Genomic DNA, 20643 nt, shown 5'->3' with positions numbered 1-20643 from the left:
TTCAGATCCCTGATAAAAATTCATCATAATTTCTGATATAATCAGATTCATCATAAGGTTGATCTGCCAACACCATTAATACGCAATCATCAGAAAAGTCATACATTTCTCGCCAAATGCACGAATCAATGAGAAGCCCCTGGGCAGGGTTATCTAGCAGTATGTCTACTTTCTCTGTACCATCATCTAATAAGAAACGACAAGATCCACGTACCGCTATCGCTACTTGCTTCAGCGCTTTATGAGCATGGAATCCTCTACGAACCCCTTCTTTCGTTTTAAATAAGTAATAAACGCGTTTTATTTCAAACGGGATATTTTTATCTTGCTCAAGGGCAACTAATGCACCGCGATCGTCGCCATGCGTTTGTAATTGTATTAGTCTTATCTGCATTGCATTAATCCCGAAAATCCTTGACGAGTCTCTCTAGATATTGGCCATACTGGTTTTTAATCAGCCTATTTGCTGAATCCAGTAACTGCGAATTAGTTAGCCATCCATTACGCCAGGCAATTTCCTCCAAACACGCGATCTTCATTCCCTGCCTTTTCTCTACCGTTTCAACAAAGGTAGAAGCTTCGATCAAGCTATCATGCGTACCCGTATCTAACCAGGCAAACCCACGCCCTAAAAACTCTACTTCCAGTTGCCCACGCTCCAGGTACATCTCATTCAGCGTCGTAATTTCCAGCTCCCCTCTTTCTGAGGGTTTTACCTGTTTGGCTAATTCGACAACTTGGCTATCATAGAAATATAAGCCAGTTACTGCCCAATTTGATTTGGCTTTTTTAGGTTTTTCCTCAATGGAAAGAACATTTTTATTCTCATCAAATTCAACAACACCAAATCGCTCTGGGTCCATAACTTGATAACCAAATACTGTCGCCCCCGTATTCTTGGCTGCAACACGTTTCAAGACTGGGCTAAATCCTTGTCCGAAAAATATATTATCGCCTAATACCAAGCTACAGCTGTCGCCATCCAGGAATTCTTCACCAATAATAAATGCCTGTGCCAATCCCTCTGGTTTAGGTTGGACTGCATAAGAGAGTCGAATGCCAAAAGCCTCGCCTGTACCCAGTAATCGTTGGAACGCATTCAGATCTTCCGGTGTGGTAATAATTAAAATATCCCGGATTCCAGCAAGCATGAGAACAGATAGCGGATAATAGATCATCGGCTTATCATAAATAGGCAACAGCTGTTTGGAAACACCTAATGTAATAGGATAAAGGCGTGTTCCTGAACCACCAGCAAGGATTATACCTTTCACGGTTAACTCCAATAGAAAATCAATTTTTTAGTATAAAATTTGATAGAAAAAAATTATTACAGATGATTTATAAGCGAGGGATAAGGAAAACCGGATGCGAACATCCGGCTATCACAAGGACAAATCTTAACTTTTAAAAAAGTTAATTATTTTTCTGACTTATAGTCATAGGTATAGTAATTATAATTTCCATACCCGTAGTAACTTGCCGCACGTTTTACAATAGCATTCAGAATAACGCCTTTTATTTCTGCACCATTCTGTTCAAAACGACGAATACTGACTTCAATTTCTTTGAGTGTATTCACTTCAAAGCGTGCAACTAAGAGAGAAGTTCCTGCGTGACGGCTAATAATCGCAGCATCCGTTACAGCGAGTATCGGCGGTGTATCTAACAATACAATATCGTAATGCTCCGCAGCCCACTTAATAAATTGCGGGAACCGGCTATGCATTAAAAGCTCAGACGGATTAGGTGGAATTTGGCCACGAGGAATAAAATCCATATTCTCTACTGCCGTTTTCCGAATACTTTTCTCTACTTCTATCTGCCCAGATAAAATATCCGACAAGCCATCAACGCTCTGCGTTCCCATCAGCTCATGGGCGTAGCCTTTACGCATGTCACAGTCAACAATAAGAACGCGTTGGCCAGATTGAGAAATAACAGCACCAAGGTTTGCACTGATAAATGTTTTACCAATTGCAGGGCTAGCACCAGAAATCATCAGTACGTTGTTTTTAGCTTCCATCATAGCAAAATGCAGGCTGGTACGGAGGCTTCTAATCGCTTCAATAGCAAGGTCAGTCGGGTTGCCAATCGCCAGCAATTCAGTAGACCGTGTATTACTTTTATTAGACCTTGCTAATAACACTCTGTCCTTTTTCTGTTGCCATTCAGATAACGGCACGCTGGCATACACATTTATGCCCATTTCTTCAAGCTGTTCTGGGCTTTCAATACCTTTGTGCAATACCGCTCTGAGCACAACAAACGCTGTTGATATCATCCCACCCAACAACATTGCCAGTAATACAACCAGAGCTTTCTTAGGTTTGACCGGGCTTAACTGAATAGCAGATGGATCAATGATACGGACATTACCCACAGTACTGGCTTTATTGATACTCAGTTCCTGCTGTTTATTCAGCAGTTGCATGTATACTTCTTGCCCTACATTAACATCACGCATTAAACGTAATATTTCCTGCTGTGTTTTTGGCATAGCAGCAACACGTTTATTAATCTTTTCACGCTCATCTTCCAGCGTTTTTCGTTTTTCCATCAATGAACGATAAGCCGGGTGCTCTTTAGTATAGAGTTTTGATATTTCAGCTTCTTTAAACGTTAACTCGTTCAACTGTGATTCAACAGCAACCATCGTATCCAGAACCGCTTTCGCCTCTAGCGACAAATCAACGGATTCATTTTCCTGACGATAGGCATTTAATTTATTGTCAGCATCATCGAGATTTAAACGTACATTCGGGAGCTGCTGTTTAAGAAACTCAAGGCTCTTCCCTGCCTCTTCTGATTTTCTCTCAACGTTTTGCTGTAAATAATTATTACTAATGCTATTTAATATTTTATTAGTTAATTCGGGATTCTCGCCTTCAAAACTGAGAGCTAATACCCCTGTATCCTTGCCTTTATCAGCAACGACAAAGGTACTTAATACATTATTGATTGCAGTAAGTGAATTTAATTTTTGCAGGCGAAAAACCGTACCAGCCTCTGCTTGAATATCACTGACCAATAAAGAAATATTATCGTGCTTCGCTATTTGTCCAACTTTACCTTCGAATTTTACTGCATCGCCGGCTTCAATCTCATACGTTTGTGCATCAATAATACGTAACGTAATGGCCTCATCTCGCCATGACTTAGGCACTTCCAGCTTAGAAACCGCTATTCTTCCAGGTTTCTCGTCCATCAAGCGGGCAAAACCTTTGCCAAAAACAGGAAAATATTTCTGTTGTACAACAATATCCAGCGACAAGTCATCTACGGTTTTACCGACGACCATTCGTGATTTTATAATTTCGATTTCGGCAGCTGATTCCGGTTTTGAATCAGGCAAGGTGCTAGAAATATCTTTCAGCAGCGCATTACCTGAACTTTGTTCTACCTGAACAAGTGCATCTGCTTTATAAATCGGCGTCGCAAACGTGGCATAAAGAATACCTATAATAGTGAAAACCGCCGTTACACCAATAATTAACCAACGATTATCCAGCAGTGTTCCCAACAAACGACCTAAATCAATCTCATCCGAATTCGTTTCGGCTGTTTTTACTGAAATTTTCTCTGCCATGGGTTTCCCTGACTTGTTAACGGCTTAATGCTTGTGCCCATTTTTGGGCAGATTGCTCAAGTTGCAAATAGACAAACTCAAAGGCCTCGCGACTTTTACGATAAGGATCAGCAATTTCCTGCTGTTCCGACCAGCGGCCAAATAACATTGTCTTACCACGCACTTCAGGAGCGATACGGCATACGCCATCAATATGCTCTTTTTCCATCACGAGAATAAGATCAAACTGACGACATAAAGCCGACGTTAATTGCTGCGCCTGATGCCCTTCAAGAGAAAGGTTATGTCGGTTTGCAACTTCAGTTGCCATAGCGTCAGCAGGCTTCCCAACTAATGCCCCTAATCCGGCAGAAACGATTTTTTTCTCAGGCAGAGCCTGCTTTAATAACCGCTCCCCTGTCGGGGAACGGCAGATATTGCCTACACAGACAACCAATATTGAATCAAACATAATTATCTCTATGGCCAGGTACGAACACGTAAACCACCTTCCGTCAACTGATTGAATGCGGAAATAGTTGGAACTAATTGAGATATCAGGCGATTCCAACGAACTATCGGCGCGCTCGTCACATATACAATATCGTAGGGCTGAAGCTGGAACTCCGTTCCCATCACCATGGCTGTAGCATCTGCTGCATTAAGCTGGTAGATATTCGCCATTTTTGGCCCTTGAGTCCCTCTTAATGGACGAATAACAAATACACCTGTTGCATCAGACAGAGTTTGATCCATGCCTTCTGCATTGCCCAATGCTTCGGTCAGCGTCATACCGCTGCGATCCATTTTGAGAGTGCTTTGCTTGTTAACTTCACCCATGACGAACACTTTCAGGTCATCATTGCGAGGAATGTAGAGGATATCACCAGGATAGAGGAGGTGGTTTTGTGAAAGGTCACCATTTTGCATCAGTGCCTGAAGAGAAATTCGCTGTTCTTTACCATCATGGGTAAGAACAATATTTCGCCAGTCCGCATTTTCGGTTAGCCCACCGGCGTTATTTATCGCATCAAGGACAGTAAGCGGCACATTGGTAATCGGCTGCTGACCTGATTTGCTGACCTCGCCAGAGACATACGCCTTCTGCGAACGGAAAGCAGCAATACTGACATCAACCTGAGGGGACTCAATATAAGTGGCTAAACGCCCCATAACTTCATCACGCACTTCGCTAACCGTTTTACCCGCTACCTTTACCTTTCCGATATAAGGATAGAAGATCGTACCATCAGAATGCACCCAGTTACCGGTATCCGCTGCCGTACGATATGTCCCTGCTGGCGTGGTTAATTCAGGGTGATCCCACACAGTCACCATGATGACATCGCCAATACCAATGCGATATTCGTAACCTTCTAATTCACGCTCCAACGCAGGGTTATTTTGCGCAATCAATGGCTTAGGCCGCATCTTTTCAATTAAATAAGGCGTCATCGGGTAAACATTGACTAACTTATTAATATTAAAATCAGCGTCTTGCTGCTCGATAACCTCTTTACCACCAGTGGATAAATGGCTACCGGGAATTAGAGTGCAGCCACTAAGCAGGGCTATGGACACCACTACGGGTATCAATTTTAACTTGTGCTTTATCATCCTGTTTATGCCATCGCTTATGATTAAATGTCGCGCAAATCCCTACAAAATAACTCGTTATTATAGAGGACTTTTATTCGAATAAACCCGCAGAGTGGGACGTAAAAAACAGCCAATTCATTGCATCAGCGCCGTTGCTCCATTTTCTCTGCAACAGCAACGTGTCCATGACTACTACGCCGGAACCACGTCAGTAGACGCCATATTCGGGTAATTGACCAAAAATAGCCAACAAAAATCACCAGAAACGCGCTCAGCATGATGGATTCCGTCACACCGCCAAGCTCGCCAACAATGCCCACGGCGGCAAGAAACAAAGCAGCCAAAACAATTGCCAGCAAAGACTGCCGAGAACTCAGCCCTGCACGCATCAAAATGTGATGCAAATGTTCACGATCCGGCTTAAAGGGGCTATCACCTCTGCGAATACGGCGCACCATGATCGTCACCATATCCATTAGAGGAACCGCAATTAGCCACAGTGCCGTCACTGGGTGGATGATGGCCTCTTTGCCTTGCGTTGCCAAAACGAGCAGCCAGATAACGGTGAAGCCGATGAGCGTACTTCCGGCATCCCCCATAAACACTTTAAACTTTACCCCCCATGGAACACCAAGATTCAATAGGATGTAAGGCAGTGTCGCGGCTAGCAGGCACAGGCTCCACTGAGCTAATTCGTGACGCCCGCCGAGGTAGAAAACAACCGCTAGCGCACCAAACGTAACGCAAGAAAGCGCACCGAGTAAGCCATCAATGCCATCAACCATATTGAAAGCATTAATCGCACCCCATACCGCAAATAGAGTAACCGTGTAACCAAAGATCCCCAAAAATAGCTCATAGCCAAACAACACATTGCCAAGGCTGATAAGGTATAGACCAGAGTACATCATCAAACCTGCGACAAGTGCCTGTAAGCCAACGCGAGGAAGAACGGGAAGATCAAAACGATCGTCCAAAACACCAACCACTAATAATGCCGTTGCACAAACCATGTAAAGAGAGAAATCGGGGAGCCATGCGGGATCAAAAATATACATAACCCACAGGGCCATATAGATAGAAACACCGCCAACAAGTGGAATATGACCACGGTGTCTCTTGCGCTCATTAGGTTTATCCACCAGCCCGACTTTTATTGCTACTTTTCTAGCCAGAAACAACGCAATAAACGCACACAGGAAAACCGCCATGAATTCTTGCATTTTTGCACCATCATCAACCCGTTATGTGAATGTTTTGCATCAGACACGCTACCGCCCTTGGCTTATAGCAACCAATGCGCTGTCAAACAACGTACGGAACACCATCCTGTGGCTACATATCCGGCTCCGTAAGCCCTCTGCTTTTATGTAAATACTTCATAAATTTGCTAGCCAACTGACATTGCTAACAAAATATTACTCATCAATATGTTTATTTATAAAAATATAGCCAAGTCGACAAAGCCAATTTTTCACCCCAATAGTATTGACGACGAAGCGAAGAGTACAAGGGTAAGATGTTCCAGGACGAGCTTTTCAGAATAAGACTACGCACTTCGCTTTCCCCGATACCTCGCCGCCTAAAGAAACCTTTTTGGCAGGAGGCGGTAAGCTGCGGATAAAAATCATAGCAAAAACCTGAGCCTCCCTGTCGTAAAAATCCTGTTAAATCGGCACACGTATTCTATGCGTTGTCTACCAACACTATCAAACACTAACGCTTCCTATCCCGCTCATAATTCTGAAAATCTTGCTTATCGCTGCTTTTTCACGCTGTTTTAAACAACTCGTCACACAACATTCATATAGGTCAACTGCCATATAAAAGTGAGAGAAAACGCGGATAGACAGGCTACCAACGGCACTGCTGGCCTCAGCAAAGAAAAGAATATCCCTGCAAATTCTGGTTCATCTGTGTCTGCCCTGATACGCTATCGAAGTTATCTTCATTTAAAGGTGAAAAAATAGATATGGAGTGGATCGCTGATCCAACGATATGGGCCGGGTTGGCCACGCTGGTTGTCCTGGAACTGGTTCTGGGCATTGATAATCTTATCTTCATCGCCATTCTGGCTGAGAAACTACCAAAAGAACAACGCGATAAAGCCAGAGTCGTCGGTCTGTTGCTTGCCCTGATTATGCGCCTGTGTCTGTTGGCGTCCATTTCCTGGCTGGTGTCTTTGACTACCCCCCTCTTTACGCTCCTTGGGCACACATTCAGCGCTCGTGATGTCATCATGCTGATTGGCGGGCTATTCCTGCTCTTTAAAGCCACGATGGAGCTCAATGAACGCCTCGAAGGTAAGGATGAAGAACAGCAGGCCCAGCGTAAAGGAGCCCGATTCTGGCCGGTAGTGGCACAGATCGTGGTACTGGATGCGATATTCTCACTGGACTCGGTGATTACTGCCGTCGGTATGACCGATCATCTGCTGGTCATGATGTCCGCCGTGACCATTGCCATCTTCCTGATGCTGCTGGCCAGCAAACCGCTGACCCGTTTTGTCGCGGAACACCCGACCATCGTCATCCTGTGTCTTAGCTTCCTGCTGATGATTGGTTTCAGTCTGGTCGCAGACGCCTTTGGTTACCACATCCCTAAAGGTTATCTCTACGCGGCAATAGGCTTCTCGGTGCTGATTGAGATGTTGAATCAGGTTTCCATGTTTAACCGTCGACGCTTCCTTTCCTCTTCGGTTCCACTACGCCAGCGTACCGCAGAGGTCGTTTTGCGTATTTTGCGCGGCAACCACGAAGAAGCTGAGCTAGACAACCAAACCTCATCCATGATTGCCGACAACACCCGGGCAGGCCAGGAGGTGTTCAACCTTCAGGAACGCCGGATGATCAAGCGGGTATTGGGACTGGCACAGCGAACCATCAGCAGCATTATGACGTCGCGGCATGATATCGAACCGGTTGAGCTGAATATTACACAGGATGCGCTCGCTAAACTGCTAACAACCAACCAGCACTCCCGGCTCGTGGTAACCGACAGCAGTACCTCTGACGAGCCATTGGGGATCGTATATGTTGCTGATTTACTCCAGCAGCAGTTGAACCGCGAGCCGTTTAACTTGCGCATTCTGATTCGTCAGCCGCTGGTTTTTCCCGAACAGCTTTCGCTTTTGCAGGCTTTAGAACAGTTTAGAGAAGGAAGAACACATTTTGCGTTCGTCGTTGATGAATTTGGTTCGATGGAAGGGATTGTTACATTAAGTGACGTGATGGAAACCATCGCGGGCAACCTGCCGCGCGAAGGAGAAGATCGCGATGCACGCCACAGTATTCAGCAGAATGACGACGGCAGTTGGACCGCAAATGGCTATATTCCGTTGGAAGACCTGACGATGTATGTTCCGCTGATGCTGGATGAAAAGCGCGAATACTATACGTTGGCGGGACTATTGATGGAGCACGCGCAGCGGGTTCCACAGGTGGGCGATACACTATCAATCGATGGTTATCAGTTCACTATCCTGGCGGTGGAAAGCCATCGGATCGTGGAGGTTCACATCACCCCAAACGACGAACCACAGACTGATTTTGAAGTGTGATAGCGGCGTAAAATACCGCGTTTATCAACAGCCCCTTTCCGTTCGGTAGGGGCTGTTTTCTATTACCTATCAGGCAGGCACCATGATCTCGGTGGCGATAACCACCACTATCAGCCCAACCAGAACAGGAACCGATGTACGCTTCACCACCTCAAACGGGGATATTTTTGCCATCCCGGCAACAGCAACCACCACACCGGATACCGGAGAAATGGTACGGCCCAGATTGGAAGCCTGAAGCATCGGAATGGCCAGATAGGCTGGATTGATGCCCATTTGCGACGCCAGCTTCGGAATCAGCTCAACAAACGCATAGAACGGTGCATTGCCTGAACCGGTCGTCATCGCAGCCAGCATCGTGATCGCAACCAGCACCAGCATAATCACCAGCCCGCCGCTGCCAAATGACTGCGCAAGGCCAATCAGGCCGCTGATAAAGCCAATAGTGCCAAGTCCCTGAGCAAAGACACCGGCCGCGACCAGCAGAATGACAACGCTAGAGAAGGCATCGGCCATACCACGATAAGCCACATCCAGCCCGTCAAACACCTTTTGTGCATTGAACGAGCGGACAAATTCCAGCACCGCAGCCAGCACCATACAGATCACCAGCACGGTGATGATGTGGAGTTCCGGCCCCCATTTACCATCAAATACCAGTACACCAATGATCGGCGTAAACGGCAGAATGGCGTAAAAACGCGGGGCATCGGTCTTGATTTCACTGACGTCCAGAATCTCATGGCTGACATTCGCTTTGTTGTCCAGATAGCGCTGCCAGAAGAAATGCGCGACGGCCATACACACGATCGCCATGATAGAAATAGGTAGCGTGGCCTTAAAGGCGAAATCCACTAATTTCATCTGCGATGCCTGAGCAGCTAGCACTACGTCGCCCGACGTCGGCGACAGGATTAGCGCCACGGGAGATGCGCAGATTGCGGCAGCAGCTCCGCGGCTAATCCCGACGTTCACCATAACGGGGAATAACGTAGCCATTAACAGCACCCCCAGCCCGGTTGCCGATGACACCGCCAGCGACATCAGACAGGCGACAAAATAGGCCGCAATCATCAGTAAATAAGGCGAGTTGATCATTTTCAGCGGACGGGAAACCAGTTTGACGACGACATCATTGGCACCGATATGCGTCATATAAGCGGCAAAACCACACAGCACCATAATCATCATGCCGAGATCGCCACCGCGGCTCATCAGCAAAATTTTTACGTATTCAACAATATCCGTTGCGCTCCAGCCTGTCGCTTTCGCGCTGGCTGGCAATACGTTTTTTCCCAGCATGGCACTGATTGCCAATAGTAATAGGCCTCCCACCAGCAACACGCCAGTCGCGGAGTACCCTTTTATAATGTAACGACCGACCAGAATCGTTACAGCAACACCAATCAAAAGTTCGAGCATAGTGTGTTTTGATACCTGAGTAATAAATTATCTGACAGACATTCCCCGGCAGCGGAGTAACGCCGCACCGAAAATAGGGAGCGAAGTTTACTGCTTTAGAAAATAAAAAAAGAGAAAAATATTAACATGTAACATTAAAAAAGAGACACCGAGCACAAAGCCGGTCTGGAGAAGGATGACAAACCAGGGGAAAACGTTAGGGAAAGGCTGCTGGTTTGCTGACAGGTGTCAGCAAACCAGCTAAAACGGCGTATTTAGAAAATTAAAGACGATCGAGGAGTTGCTTCAGGTCTTTACCCTTTTGGCTTTGCTGATTTTGGCTGGCCCAGTCATTCAGGCGCTTCTTCAGCTCGTCCTGTAGGCGTTTACGCAGCAGTTGATCTACCTGTAGCTGATAATTTAATTTATCCCACTCGCCATAGACGCGTAACGGGATCGCCGTGTTTCTCAGCACGCTGACCAACTGCTCATCGCCCTGCCATCCTTGAGTGATAGAGACATTCAAATTGACATCACAGGTCTGAGCAGGCAAATCGAATTGCCCAACACCGTTTAGTGACAACAGTTCTGAACGGCCATTGAGATCGGTAAGGCGTAACTTACCCGCGTTCAACTGGGCTTTTCCCGTCAGCTGTTGTAGCTCAGTGTAACGCTCGTAGCGCTCTTGCCCTCGCACATTACCATTACTACGTGCGACAGCCATCTGCACCATTTGCTGAATATTCAAACCCTGTAGGCGGACACCATTGGCCTGCAGCGTTGCCGTTCCCTGCCACTGTTGGAGCAACGCAGGTAGCGTAAAGCTGTTGCCGCTGAACTGTCCTGCCATCGAGAATTTTCCGCTGACTGTCTCAGCGGGCTGCGCAAACGCGGACATCAGTTGAGACAGTTCAACATCCTTGAGTTCTGGGCGTAACGTGATGTTAGTTGATGGCTTCGTCACGACTTTAGCGGGTAATGAGAAATGCCCACTGCCCAGTTCGCCGCTCAACGTTGTAATATCCAGCAGTCCCGGCTGATTCTCTGCCCGTAGCGTAAACTGGCGGACATCAAGCCCACGGTAGATCATCGTCGCAGCCTGTAGCGACAGACGCGCCGTGAATGCCTGTAAGCTATCTTCTGGCTTGGTTAACCCACTTTCATTGGAAATGACGGGGGCTGATGATTTAACGGGTGCCTTGGAGACGTTGTTGGCCTTTGCTACCTCGATTCCCAGCAGGGAATCCAAATCCAGCTTCTCAGACAACAAATCCAAATCGTAATGTGGGATATCTCCCAGCGTCACGCTGCCCGCCCCCGACAACTGACTATTATTGGTATTAAGTGAAAGCTGGCTAAAGGTGATTTTTTCAGGCTGCTGTTGATAACTTGCCTGAACGCTTCCCGTTCCACTGATACCGCTTGCCGGAATGCCCGCGCCCTGAAGCTGGTAGTCCAGCTTGGTGATATTGGCATTGATCTGTTGAGGGAAATGCAGCAAATCGACATCTGCGGCAAGAGAGAAAGCAATATCGCGCTGATCGCGATTGATGCGGCTTGATAATTCGATGTTGACCTGCCGATCACTGCTCTGCTCCATAGCAAGATTAATATCACGAACATTAATTTGTTCGTTGTTGCTGCGTTGCAGAACCAACAGGCTATCGGCGACTTTTATCTTATCGATATCCAGCCGCCAGCGTCGTTCTTCAGATGGGGCTTGCGAACCCGCCGGAGCAATTGGGGCATTATTGGCCTGTTTGGCTTCGCTTTCCGGCGTCAGGCGAATAATCGCCCCTTTCAGCATCACTTGCTTGACCGCGAGCTTATGCGACAACAGCGGCCACAGTTGCACATCAAGGCGCATGTTCTCCGCGCTGACAATAGGTACGCTGGAACCTGGCGCGCTTAACGACATCCCGCCGGATAATATGCTCAGCTGCGGCCAAACATGCCAGCGCAGATCGCCGTCCAGTTGGAGGCGATAGCCGCTACGTTCCTCAACCTGCTTCACCATGTAGGCGCGGAAGTCATTGGGATTAACCAGTACGACCAAAGCCGTCATTCCTGCTACCAGCACAACAAGCAGAATTGCCAGCGTCGTCAGAAATCTTCTCATGCCATCCTCATTGCGAAACGCACGGCCACCTGCTTTTTACCTTGCAAGCCTGTCGCCAGACGCTCAGTCTTTATCGATCCGGCTCGCTACCGCACCCTGTTGGTCTTTATATTTGGCATCCTGACGACGGTTGTATGGACGAGCCGCCGGCCCTGAAAGCGGTTCAAAACTCAGAGCGCCAATCATCATGCCGGGGCGTAATGCCAGCGGCAACTTACCTGAATTATAGAACTCCAACACAATTCTTCCTTGCCAACCTGGATCAATGCGGTGCGCGGTGACGTGAACCATCAATCCCAGGCGTGCCAGCGAAGAACGACCATCCAGCCAGCCGACCAAATCATCAGGCAGCGTAACTGACTCAAACGTCACCGCCAGCGCTAACTCTCCCGGATGCAGGAAGAACGCCTCACCTTCTGGTAAATTGATTTCATCACTCATGACGCGATCCAGCGCCGCACTGACCTCATCCTTCGGTCCGCTTAAATCAATGAAAGGCGCGGTGTGTCCGCGGAAGACACGAAACTGATTTCCCAGGCGAACATCAACGGTCGCGCCAGAGATCCTCTCGGTTGGCGGACGGGGCGTAATCACCAGTCGGCCATCATCCAGCCAGGCTTCAATGTCACGGTCACACAGTCTCATCTTATTCTCCATTCCACACCGGTATCTATCAGATAAACCTCATCTATCTCCGTCATACTTCAAGCTGCTTGCGCGTTGGCCGCCCTTACTCACCCCAGTCACTTACCTGAGTAAGCTCCTGGGGATGAATGAACCTCATTTTATGAGGTTCACCCTTCGGGCCAGCGCTAGCGCTGTTCAAATCGGTTAGACCGATTTGTCGCTCGATTGCCGCCTTCACGCAACCTGAATGATTCAGGACATCTTATTCAAAGAACTGGCTTATCTTGGCTTTCAAAATATCAATCGCAATACGGTTTTTACCACCGCGCGGCACGATAATATCGGCGTACTGCTTGGATGGCTCAATGAATTGCAGGAACATCGGACGCACGGTTTTCTGATACTGTTCCATCACGGAATCCATTGAACGACCTCGCTCATTCACGTCGCGGCGCATACGACGCAACAGGCAAATATCCAGCGGCGTATCGACAAAAATAGAGAAATTCATCTCATCGCGCAGGCGTGCATCCGTCAGCAACAGGATACCCTCCAGGATAATGACCTTTTTCAGCTCGATATGCACCGTTTCCTGCTTGCGAGTGTGCTCAACATAGCTGTACTGCGGAACTTCAATCGCCTGACCCGCTTTTAGCATCTGCAAATGTTTCAGCAACAGGCTGTGATCCATCGAACTTGGGTGGTCATAGTTGGTTTTTACCCGCTCTTCCATCGTCAGGTGGCTTTGATCTTTATAATAGCTGTCTTCAGATATCACCCCGATATGCTGATCGCCGACCTGATCGCGTAATTCCCGATACAAGGTGCTGGAAATAAGACTTTTACCTGAAGCGGATGCTCCTGAGATCCCGATGATGACACACTGGTGAGACTGATCAGTCATGGTATTAACGACCTGATTAACATAAATAAAGAGAGGGGAATGCGCCAACAGGCGCTTTAACGCGGCAATTATAGGGAGTTAGCCCCCTTCACGCCACCCTTTCCGCGTATTGCGCCCCAGAGAAACGAGGACTGGCGCAGGTCAAGCCGGGACAGAGCCCGGCCTTATAGCGGACTACAGCGCGCGGAAAGAAATTTCGCCGGGAATCGTGTCACCCTGCCAATAAAGCTGAGCGGCAACCTGCCCCGCCAGTTCACGGTACAGAGAAGTGAATTCACTGTCCGGCTGGCTGACGACCGTCGGCTCACCGCGGTCAAGATCTTCACGCAGGGAGATGTGCAGCGGAAGCTGGCCTAACAGGGAACAGTGGTATTTCTCCGCCAGCTTCTGCGCGCCGCCCGTACCGAAGATCGGCTCCAGATGCCCACAGTTGCTACAGATATGTACACTCATATTCTCAACAATGCCCAGTACTGGCACGCTGACTTTTTCAAACATCGCGATGCCCTTCATGGCATCCATCAGCGCGATATCCTGCGGGGTCGTCACGACGACGGCACCGGTGACAGGAATATTCTGCGCCAGCGTCAGTTGAATATCGCCCGTACCCGGCGGCATATCTAACACCAGATAATCCAGATCCGGCCAAAGCGTATCCTGCAATAGTTGCAATAGCGCCTTGCTGGCCATTGGCCCACGCCACACCATCGCGTTATCGTCCGTGACCAGATAACCAATCGAGTTGGTTGCCAGACCGTGCGCGATAATCGGCGCCATGTGTTGACCGTCCGGCGAGGTTGGCCGCTCACTGGCCGACCCCAGCATAGTGGGAATAGAAGGGCCGTAGATATCGGCATCCAGAATGCCCACATTCGCGCCTTCAGCCGCCAGCGCCAGCGCCATGTTGACCGCCGTGCTCGATTTGCCGACCCCGCCTTTCCCGGAACTGACGGCAATGATGTTTTTAACACCCTTCACGCCGGCCTGATCGTTAACACGACGCAGCGTAGCGATATCATGCGTTAAGCGCCATTCGACCGCCTTTGCGCCTGATAAACGTAATAACTCATCGCTCACCGTTTCTTTTAATACTGCCAAACCGCTCAGCCAGACAAACGGCATCGTCAGTTCGATATGCAGCACGTTATCCAGCAGCGCACAATGGCGCAGCGCATTGAGTGTCGTCAGGTTATTTTTCAGTGTCGGGTGCTGAAAAGTAGATAAAACCCCGGTGACCATCGCACGTAGTGCTTCTGGGCGTTGTTCGGGGACTGTCGCGTTCATTCCGGCTCCTTGAAATTCTCATATTTGACCGTTGAGACCGTATATAGCATACCAGAGCGAGGGAAGCCTGACGCCCTTCGGCGTCAAAAACGTGGAAACGCTACGCAAATTAAAATCTGCCATGTGGTTTCCTGCCGTTTTACTCACGCCAGCGGTTTACGCAGCAAGGCGCTATCGGTTAACATCGATCTCCCTCTATTCACAAAAGAAAGCAAGTTCCTCATGACTCAAGTCGCAAAGAAAATCCTGGTAACGTGCGCGCTGCCTTACGCTAATGGTTCAATCCACCTCGGTCATATGCTTGAACACGTTCAGGCCGATATTTGGGTTCGTTACCAGCGAATGCGCGGCAACCAGGTTCACTTTATCTGTGCGGACGACGCCCACGGCACACCAATCATGCTGAAAGCACAGCAGATGGGTATTGCGCCGGAAGAGATGATTGCGGCGATGAGTCAGGAGCATCAGCAAGACTTTGCTGGCTTCAATATCAGCTATGACAACTATCACTCCACGCATAGCGAAGAGAACCGCGAGCTGTCAGGTCTGATTTATGGTCGGCTGAAAGAGAACGGCTTTATTAAAAATCGCACCATTTCTCAGCTGTATGACCCAGAGAAAGGCATGTTCCTGCCGGATCGTTTCGTCAAAGGCACCTGCCCGAAATGTAAGGCTGCCGACCAATACGGCGATAACTGCGAAGTCTGCGGCGCGACCTACAGCCCAACAGAGTTGATCGAACCAAAATCAGTGGTGTCTGGCGCCACGCCAGAGATGCGTGACACTGAGCACTTTTTCTTCGATTTGCCCGCGTTCAGCGAGATGCTGCAAGCCTGGACGCGCTCTGGTGCATTGCAAGAGCAAGTCGCCAACAAGATGCAGGAGTGGTTCGACTCTGGTCTGCAACAGTGGGACATTACCCGCGACGCACCGTATTTCGGTTTTGAAATTCCTGATGCACCGGGCAAATATTTTTATGTCTGGCTGGATGCACCAATCGGCTACATGGGGTCGTTCAAGAATCTGTGCGACAGACGTGGCGATCTGAATTTTGACGATTTCTGGAAGAAAGACTCAGACGCGGATTTGTATCACTTCATCGGTAAAGACATCGTTTATTTCCACAGCCTGTTCTGGCCGGCGATGTTGGAAGGCAGCGGTTTCCGTAAACCGACGAACCTGTTCGTACACGGTTACGTCACGGTCAATGGTGCCAAGATGTCTAAATCACGCGGCACCTTCATTAAAGCAGGCACGTACCTGCAGCATCTGGATGCCGATTGCCTGCGTTATTACTATGCGGCAAAACTGTCTTCTCGCATTGATGACATCGATCTTAATCTGGAAGATTTCGTGCAGCGCGTGAATGCTGACATCGTGAACAAGGTCGTCAATCTGGCGTCGCGTAATGCCGGTTTCATTAACAAGCGTTTTGACGGCAAACTGGCGGACAAACTGGCCGACGCCGAGCTGTACAAAACCTTCACCGACGCTGCCGTCAGCATTGCGGAAGCCTATAGCAGCCGTGAATCAGGCCGTGCCATTCGTGAGATCATGGCGCTAGCGGATATTGCCAACCGCTATGTCGACGAACAAGCGCCGTGGGTTGTGGCGAAAGAAGAAGGTCGGGATGCCGACCTACAGGCTATTTGCTCAATGGGCATCAACCTGTTCCGCGTGCTGATGACGTACCTGAAGCCGGTACTGCCATCGCTGGCACAGCGCACAGAAGCGTTTTTGAACACGGAACTGAGCTGGGACGCGATCACCGCCCCACTGCTGAGCCATCAGGTTAGCCCATTCAAAGCGCTGTTTAACCGCATCGATCTGGATAAAGTCAACGCGATGGTTGACGCGTCTAAAGAAGACATGGTCACCGCGCAAAAGGTCGTGTCCGGTCCGCTGGCGGATAATCCGGTGCAGGACACCATTAACTTTGACGATTTTGCTAAAGTCGATATGCGTATCGCCTTGATTAAGCAGGCTGAACTGGTTGATGGTTCTGATAAGCTATTACGTTTGACGTTGGATCTAGGCGGTGAAACCCGTCAGGTCTTCTCAGGCATCCGTGAAGCCTATCCCGATCCGGCGAAGCTGGAAGGTCGTTTAACTGTCATGGTCGCCAATCTGGCACCGCGTAAAATGCGCTTCGGTATATCGGAAGGTATGGTGATGGCTGCGGGGCCAGGTGGGAAAGATATCTTCCTGCTAAGCCCAGACAGCGGCGCCCAGCCGGGTATGCAGGTCAAATAATCATCACATCAAGCCGGATTCTTATCCGGCTTTTTTTTGCAACAATTTCTCCACAAATCCCCGTTTATTCCTTTCCGACTGACACGCGGCTCCGCATAGTTTGTAACCATGAAATAACAAAACCGTTATGCATTACAATATATAACGAATAAAAAATATACCTCTTTATAGGTGTAATGGGGGTTTAAATACTTAAATTTTGATTTCGCGCAAAGCCCACAACTTGTGTGTTGTTAAATTGCTCGCAACAAAAATGACACATAATTACACAGGGAAACTAATGCAACTAAATAGAAGAGGTTTCTTTAAAGTTTGCGCGGGGGGGATGGCTGGAACCACTCTCGCGGTATTGGGCTTTACACCCACGGAAGCAATGGCATCAGTACGTCAATATAAGCTGTTACGCGCAAAAGAGACGCGTAACAACTGCACATACTGTTCGGTCGGCTGCGGTGTGCTCATGTACAGCTTGGGAGATGGCGCCAAGAATGCAAAACCTTCCGTTTTCCATATCGAAGGTGATGCGGACCACCCAGTCAGCCGCGGCTCCCTTTGCCCGAAAGGTGCGGGTCTGGTCGACTACATCCACAGCGAAAACCGCCTGCTCTACCCAGAATACCGCGCGCCAGGCTCAGACAAATGGCAACGAATCAGCTGGGACGACGCGATCGAACGCATTGCGCGCCTGATGAAAGCTGACCGTGACGCCAACTTCGAACGTACCAACGCCAAAGGCGAAACCGTCAACCGCTGGCTGACTACCGGTATGCTGTGCTCTTCTGCTGCCAGCAACGAAACCGGTATTCTCGACCAGAAATTTGCCCGCTCTCTCGGCATGGTCGCCATCGACTGCCAGGCTCGCCTGTGTCACGGGCCAACCGTCGCCGCGCTGGCACCGACATTCGGCCGTGGCGCCATGACCAACAACTGGGTTGATATCAAAAACGCCAACGTCATCATCGTCATGGGCGGCAACCCGGCAGAAGCCCACCCGGTCGGTTTCAAATGGGCCGTTGAAGCGAAAACGCACAATAATGCAAAACTGATCGTTGTCGATCCGCGTTTTAACCGCTCCGCGGCCGTTGCCGATCTCTACGCGCCCATTCGCGCAGGTTCAGACGCCGCCTTTCTGTTAGGTATCGTTAACTACCTCATTACAAACGATAAAATTCATCATGAGTATGTGGTGTCCTACACCAGCGCCAGCCTGATCGTACGAGAAGATTTCAGCTTTGACGAAGGTTTGTTCAGCGGTTACGACGAACAAAAACGTCAATATGATAAATCCAGTTGGCAGTATGAGCTTGATGAATCTGGCTTTGCCAAACGCGACACCACGCTATCTCACCCGCGCTGCGTGTGGAACCTGCTGAAAAAACACGTTTCCCGCTATACGCCAGAAATGGTGACATCCCTGTGCGGTACCTCAGCCAAAGATTATGAAGAGATTTGCCGCACGCTGGCCGAAACCTGTGTGCCGAACAAAACGGCGACGTTCATGTACGCCTTAGGCTGGACGCACCACACCAACGGTGCACAGATCATTCGCTCAGCGGCAATGATCCAACTTTTACTTGGTAACATCGGTATGGCTGGCGGCGGTATCAATGCGCTGCGCGGCCACTCGAATATTCAGGGTTATACCGATCTGGGCCTGCTGTCATTAAATCTGCCGGGCTATATGCCGCTGCCGTCAGAAAAGCAGACGGATCTGAAAACCTATCTGGGACAAATCACGCCGACCGCGCTGCTGCCTGACCAGGTTAACTATTGGAAGAACACGCCAAAATTCTTTATCAGCATGATGAAGAGTTTCTACGGCGATAATGCTCAAGCGTCGAATAACTGGGGTTATGACTGGCTGCCGAAGTGGGATCGTAGCTACGACGTCATGGTGCAAACCGAGCTGATGGTGGAAGGCAAAATGAACGGCTACATCGTTCAGGGCTTTAACCCCGTTGCCGCGTTCTCCAACAAGAATAAAGCGACAGAAGCGCTCTCCAAACTCAAGTATATGGTCATCATCGATCCGCTGGTCACGGAAACGTCTACGTTCTGGCAGAACTATGGCGAATTCAACGATGTGGATACAAAGTCTATCCAGACTGAAGTCTTCCGCCTGCCGTCTTCCTGCTTTGCCGAAGAGAATGGGTCTATCGCCAACTCGGGTCGCTGGCTGCAATGGCACTGGGCGGCGGCTGAGCCACCAGGAGAAGCCCGTCACGACGGTAAAATCCTCGGTAAGCTGCTGATGCGCCTGCGTGAGCTGTATAGAGAAGAAGGCGGTGCTTATCCCGACCCGGTGATGAACATCAACTGGAACTATAAAGACCCGGAAGATCCGCATCCGGAAGAGATCGCCCGCGAAGCCAACGGTGTGGCGCTGGCCGATATCTATGACGACAGCGGTAAACTGATCCTGAAAAAAGGTCAGCAGCTTGCCGATTTCTCACAGCTGCGCGATGACGGCACCACGTCCAGCTTCTGCTGGATCTATGCCGGTAGCTGGACAGAAGCAGGTAACCAGATGGATAAACGCGACAACGCAGATGCCGGTCTGGGCTGTACGCCAAACTGGTCATGGTGCTGGCCGCAAAACCGCCGCATTCTCTACAACCGTGCTTCCGCCGACCTGCAAGGGAAACCGTGGGACAGCAAGCGTAAATTGCTGGAATGGACCGGTCAGAAATGGCAAGGCATTGATGTGCCTGATTTCGCCGCAACCGTACCGCCGGGCAAAGACACCGGGCCGTTCATCATGCTGCCGGAAGGTCTGGCACGTCTGTTCTCCGTAGACAAACTGGTCGACGGGCCGTTCCCTGAGCACTACGAGCCAATCGAATCACCTATCGGCACTAACCCGCTGCATCCGTCGGTGATTTCCAGCCCGGTAGCGCGCTTGTTTGCCCGTGATGCGAAAACCATGGGCACCGCGAAGGACTTCCCTTACGTGGCAACAACGTACTCGATTACTGAATTGTTCCGTCACTGGACAAAACACGCACGTCTTAACGCGATTGTGCAGCCGGAACAGTTTGTTGAGATCGGTGAAAATCTGGCGAAGAGCAAAGGCATTAAAGCAGGCGATGAAATCAAAGTCTCCTGCCAGCGTGGCTACATCAAAGCCAAGGCGGTGGTCACCAAGCGTATCAAAACGCTGGAAATTGCCGGACGCAGCGTGGAAACCGTTGGAATCCCCTGCCACTGGGGCTTTGAGGGAACCACACGTAAAGGGTTCCTGGCTAACACACTCACCCCGAGCGTCGGCGACGCTAATTCACAAACGCCTGAATACAAAGCGTTTTTGGTTAATGTAGAGAAGGTGTAAG

General features: G+C 49.3%; 14 protein-coding genes. 3 read left to right on the top strand and 11 right to left on the bottom strand.

The window, feature by feature from the left end:
- Window position 1: 1 nt before the first annotated feature.
- The 6 genes from R9X49_RS02860 to wecA all read right to left on the bottom strand — a co-directional run bounded on the left by R9X49_RS02860 (window position 2) and on the right by wecA (window position 6390).
- Window positions 2-394 carry an FdtA/QdtA family cupin domain-containing protein gene (locus R9X49_RS02860; protein ID WP_319847126.1) on the bottom strand — a complete coding sequence of 131 codons (393 nt, stop codon included), beginning with the start codon at window positions 392-394 and terminating at the stop codon, window positions 2-4.
- A gap of 4 nt (window positions 395-398) precedes the next feature.
- The gene (gene rfbA, locus R9X49_RS02855; RefSeq protein WP_319847125.1) at window positions 399-1274 is read right to left on the bottom strand and encodes a glucose-1-phosphate thymidylyltransferase RfbA; all 876 of its coding nucleotides are present in this window, start codon (window positions 1272-1274) and stop codon (window positions 399-401) included.
- Between the two features lie 146 nt (window positions 1275-1420).
- On the bottom strand, window positions 1421-3589 hold the full coding sequence (gene wzc, locus R9X49_RS02850) for a tyrosine-protein kinase Wzc (RefSeq protein WP_319847124.1): 2169 nt from the start codon (window positions 3587-3589) through the stop codon (window positions 1421-1423).
- A gap of 16 nt (window positions 3590-3605) precedes the next feature.
- Window positions 3606-4040: a protein tyrosine phosphatase gene (locus R9X49_RS02845; RefSeq protein ID WP_319847123.1), complete on the bottom strand. Its 435-nt coding sequence runs from the start codon at window positions 4038-4040 to the stop codon at window positions 3606-3608.
- An 8-nt stretch (window positions 4041-4048) separates the two neighbouring features.
- The gene (locus tag R9X49_RS02840) at window positions 4049-5185 is read right to left on the bottom strand and encodes a polysaccharide export protein (RefSeq protein ID WP_319847122.1); all 1137 of its coding nucleotides are present in this window, start codon (window positions 5183-5185) and stop codon (window positions 4049-4051) included.
- A gap of 125 nt (window positions 5186-5310) precedes the next feature.
- Entirely contained in the window at window positions 5311-6390 is a 1080-nt protein-coding gene (gene wecA, locus R9X49_RS02835; RefSeq protein WP_319847121.1) for a UDP-N-acetylglucosamine--undecaprenyl-phosphate N-acetylglucosaminephosphotransferase, read from the bottom strand.
- A gap of 749 nt (window positions 6391-7139) precedes the next feature.
- Between wecA and R9X49_RS02830 the strand changes: the two genes are divergently transcribed.
- A complete protein-coding gene (locus R9X49_RS02830; protein WP_319847120.1) occupies window positions 7140-8726 on the top strand; it encodes a TerC family protein in 1587 nt (528 codons plus the stop codon).
- 69 nt (window positions 8727-8795) lie between these two features.
- On the opposite strand, the gene dcuC is transcribed toward R9X49_RS02830, so the two are convergent.
- From dcuC to apbC, 5 genes are all read right to left on the bottom strand, one after another.
- Window positions 8796-10148 (bottom strand): anaerobic C4-dicarboxylate transporter DcuC, encoded by a 1353-nt coding sequence (gene dcuC / locus R9X49_RS02825; RefSeq protein ID WP_319847119.1) that lies wholly within the window; start codon window positions 10146-10148, stop codon window positions 8796-8798.
- 262 nt (window positions 10149-10410) lie between these two features.
- Entirely contained in the window at window positions 10411-12246 is a 1836-nt protein-coding gene (asmA, locus tag R9X49_RS02820) for an outer membrane assembly protein AsmA (protein WP_319847118.1), read from the bottom strand.
- A gap of 63 nt (window positions 12247-12309) precedes the next feature.
- Window positions 12310-12891 carry a dCTP deaminase gene (gene dcd, locus R9X49_RS02815; RefSeq protein ID WP_225087396.1) on the bottom strand — a complete coding sequence of 194 codons (582 nt, stop codon included), beginning with the start codon at window positions 12889-12891 and terminating at the stop codon, window positions 12310-12312.
- Between the two features lie 244 nt (window positions 12892-13135).
- Window positions 13136-13777 carry a uridine kinase gene (udk, locus tag R9X49_RS02810; protein WP_015839564.1) on the bottom strand — a complete coding sequence of 214 codons (642 nt, stop codon included), beginning with the start codon at window positions 13775-13777 and terminating at the stop codon, window positions 13136-13138.
- A 174-nt stretch (window positions 13778-13951) separates the two neighbouring features.
- The gene (gene apbC, locus R9X49_RS02805) at window positions 13952-15061 is read right to left on the bottom strand and encodes an iron-sulfur cluster carrier protein ApbC (protein WP_319847117.1); all 1110 of its coding nucleotides are present in this window, start codon (window positions 15059-15061) and stop codon (window positions 13952-13954) included.
- Between the two features lie 222 nt (window positions 15062-15283).
- Here apbC and metG point away from each other — a divergent pair, with 222 nt between their 5' ends.
- Both metG and fdnG read left to right on the top strand, forming a co-directional pair.
- Window positions 15284-17314, top strand: coding sequence for a methionine--tRNA ligase (metG, locus tag R9X49_RS02800; protein ID WP_319847116.1), 2031 nt, complete (start codon window positions 15284-15286; stop codon window positions 17312-17314).
- A gap of 280 nt (window positions 17315-17594) precedes the next feature.
- Window positions 17595-20642 carry a formate dehydrogenase-N subunit alpha gene (gene fdnG / locus R9X49_RS02795; protein WP_319847115.1) on the top strand — a complete coding sequence of 1016 codons (3048 nt, stop codon included), beginning with the start codon at window positions 17595-17597 and terminating at the stop codon, window positions 20640-20642.
- Window position 20643 lies beyond the last annotated feature (1 nt).

It is taken from the genome of Pectobacterium carotovorum (assembly GCF_033898505.1).
GTDB classification, from domain to species: domain Bacteria; phylum Pseudomonadota; class Gammaproteobacteria; order Enterobacterales; family Enterobacteriaceae; genus Pectobacterium; species Pectobacterium carotovorum_J.
This window is presented reverse-complemented; position numbering and strand designations above follow the sequence as displayed.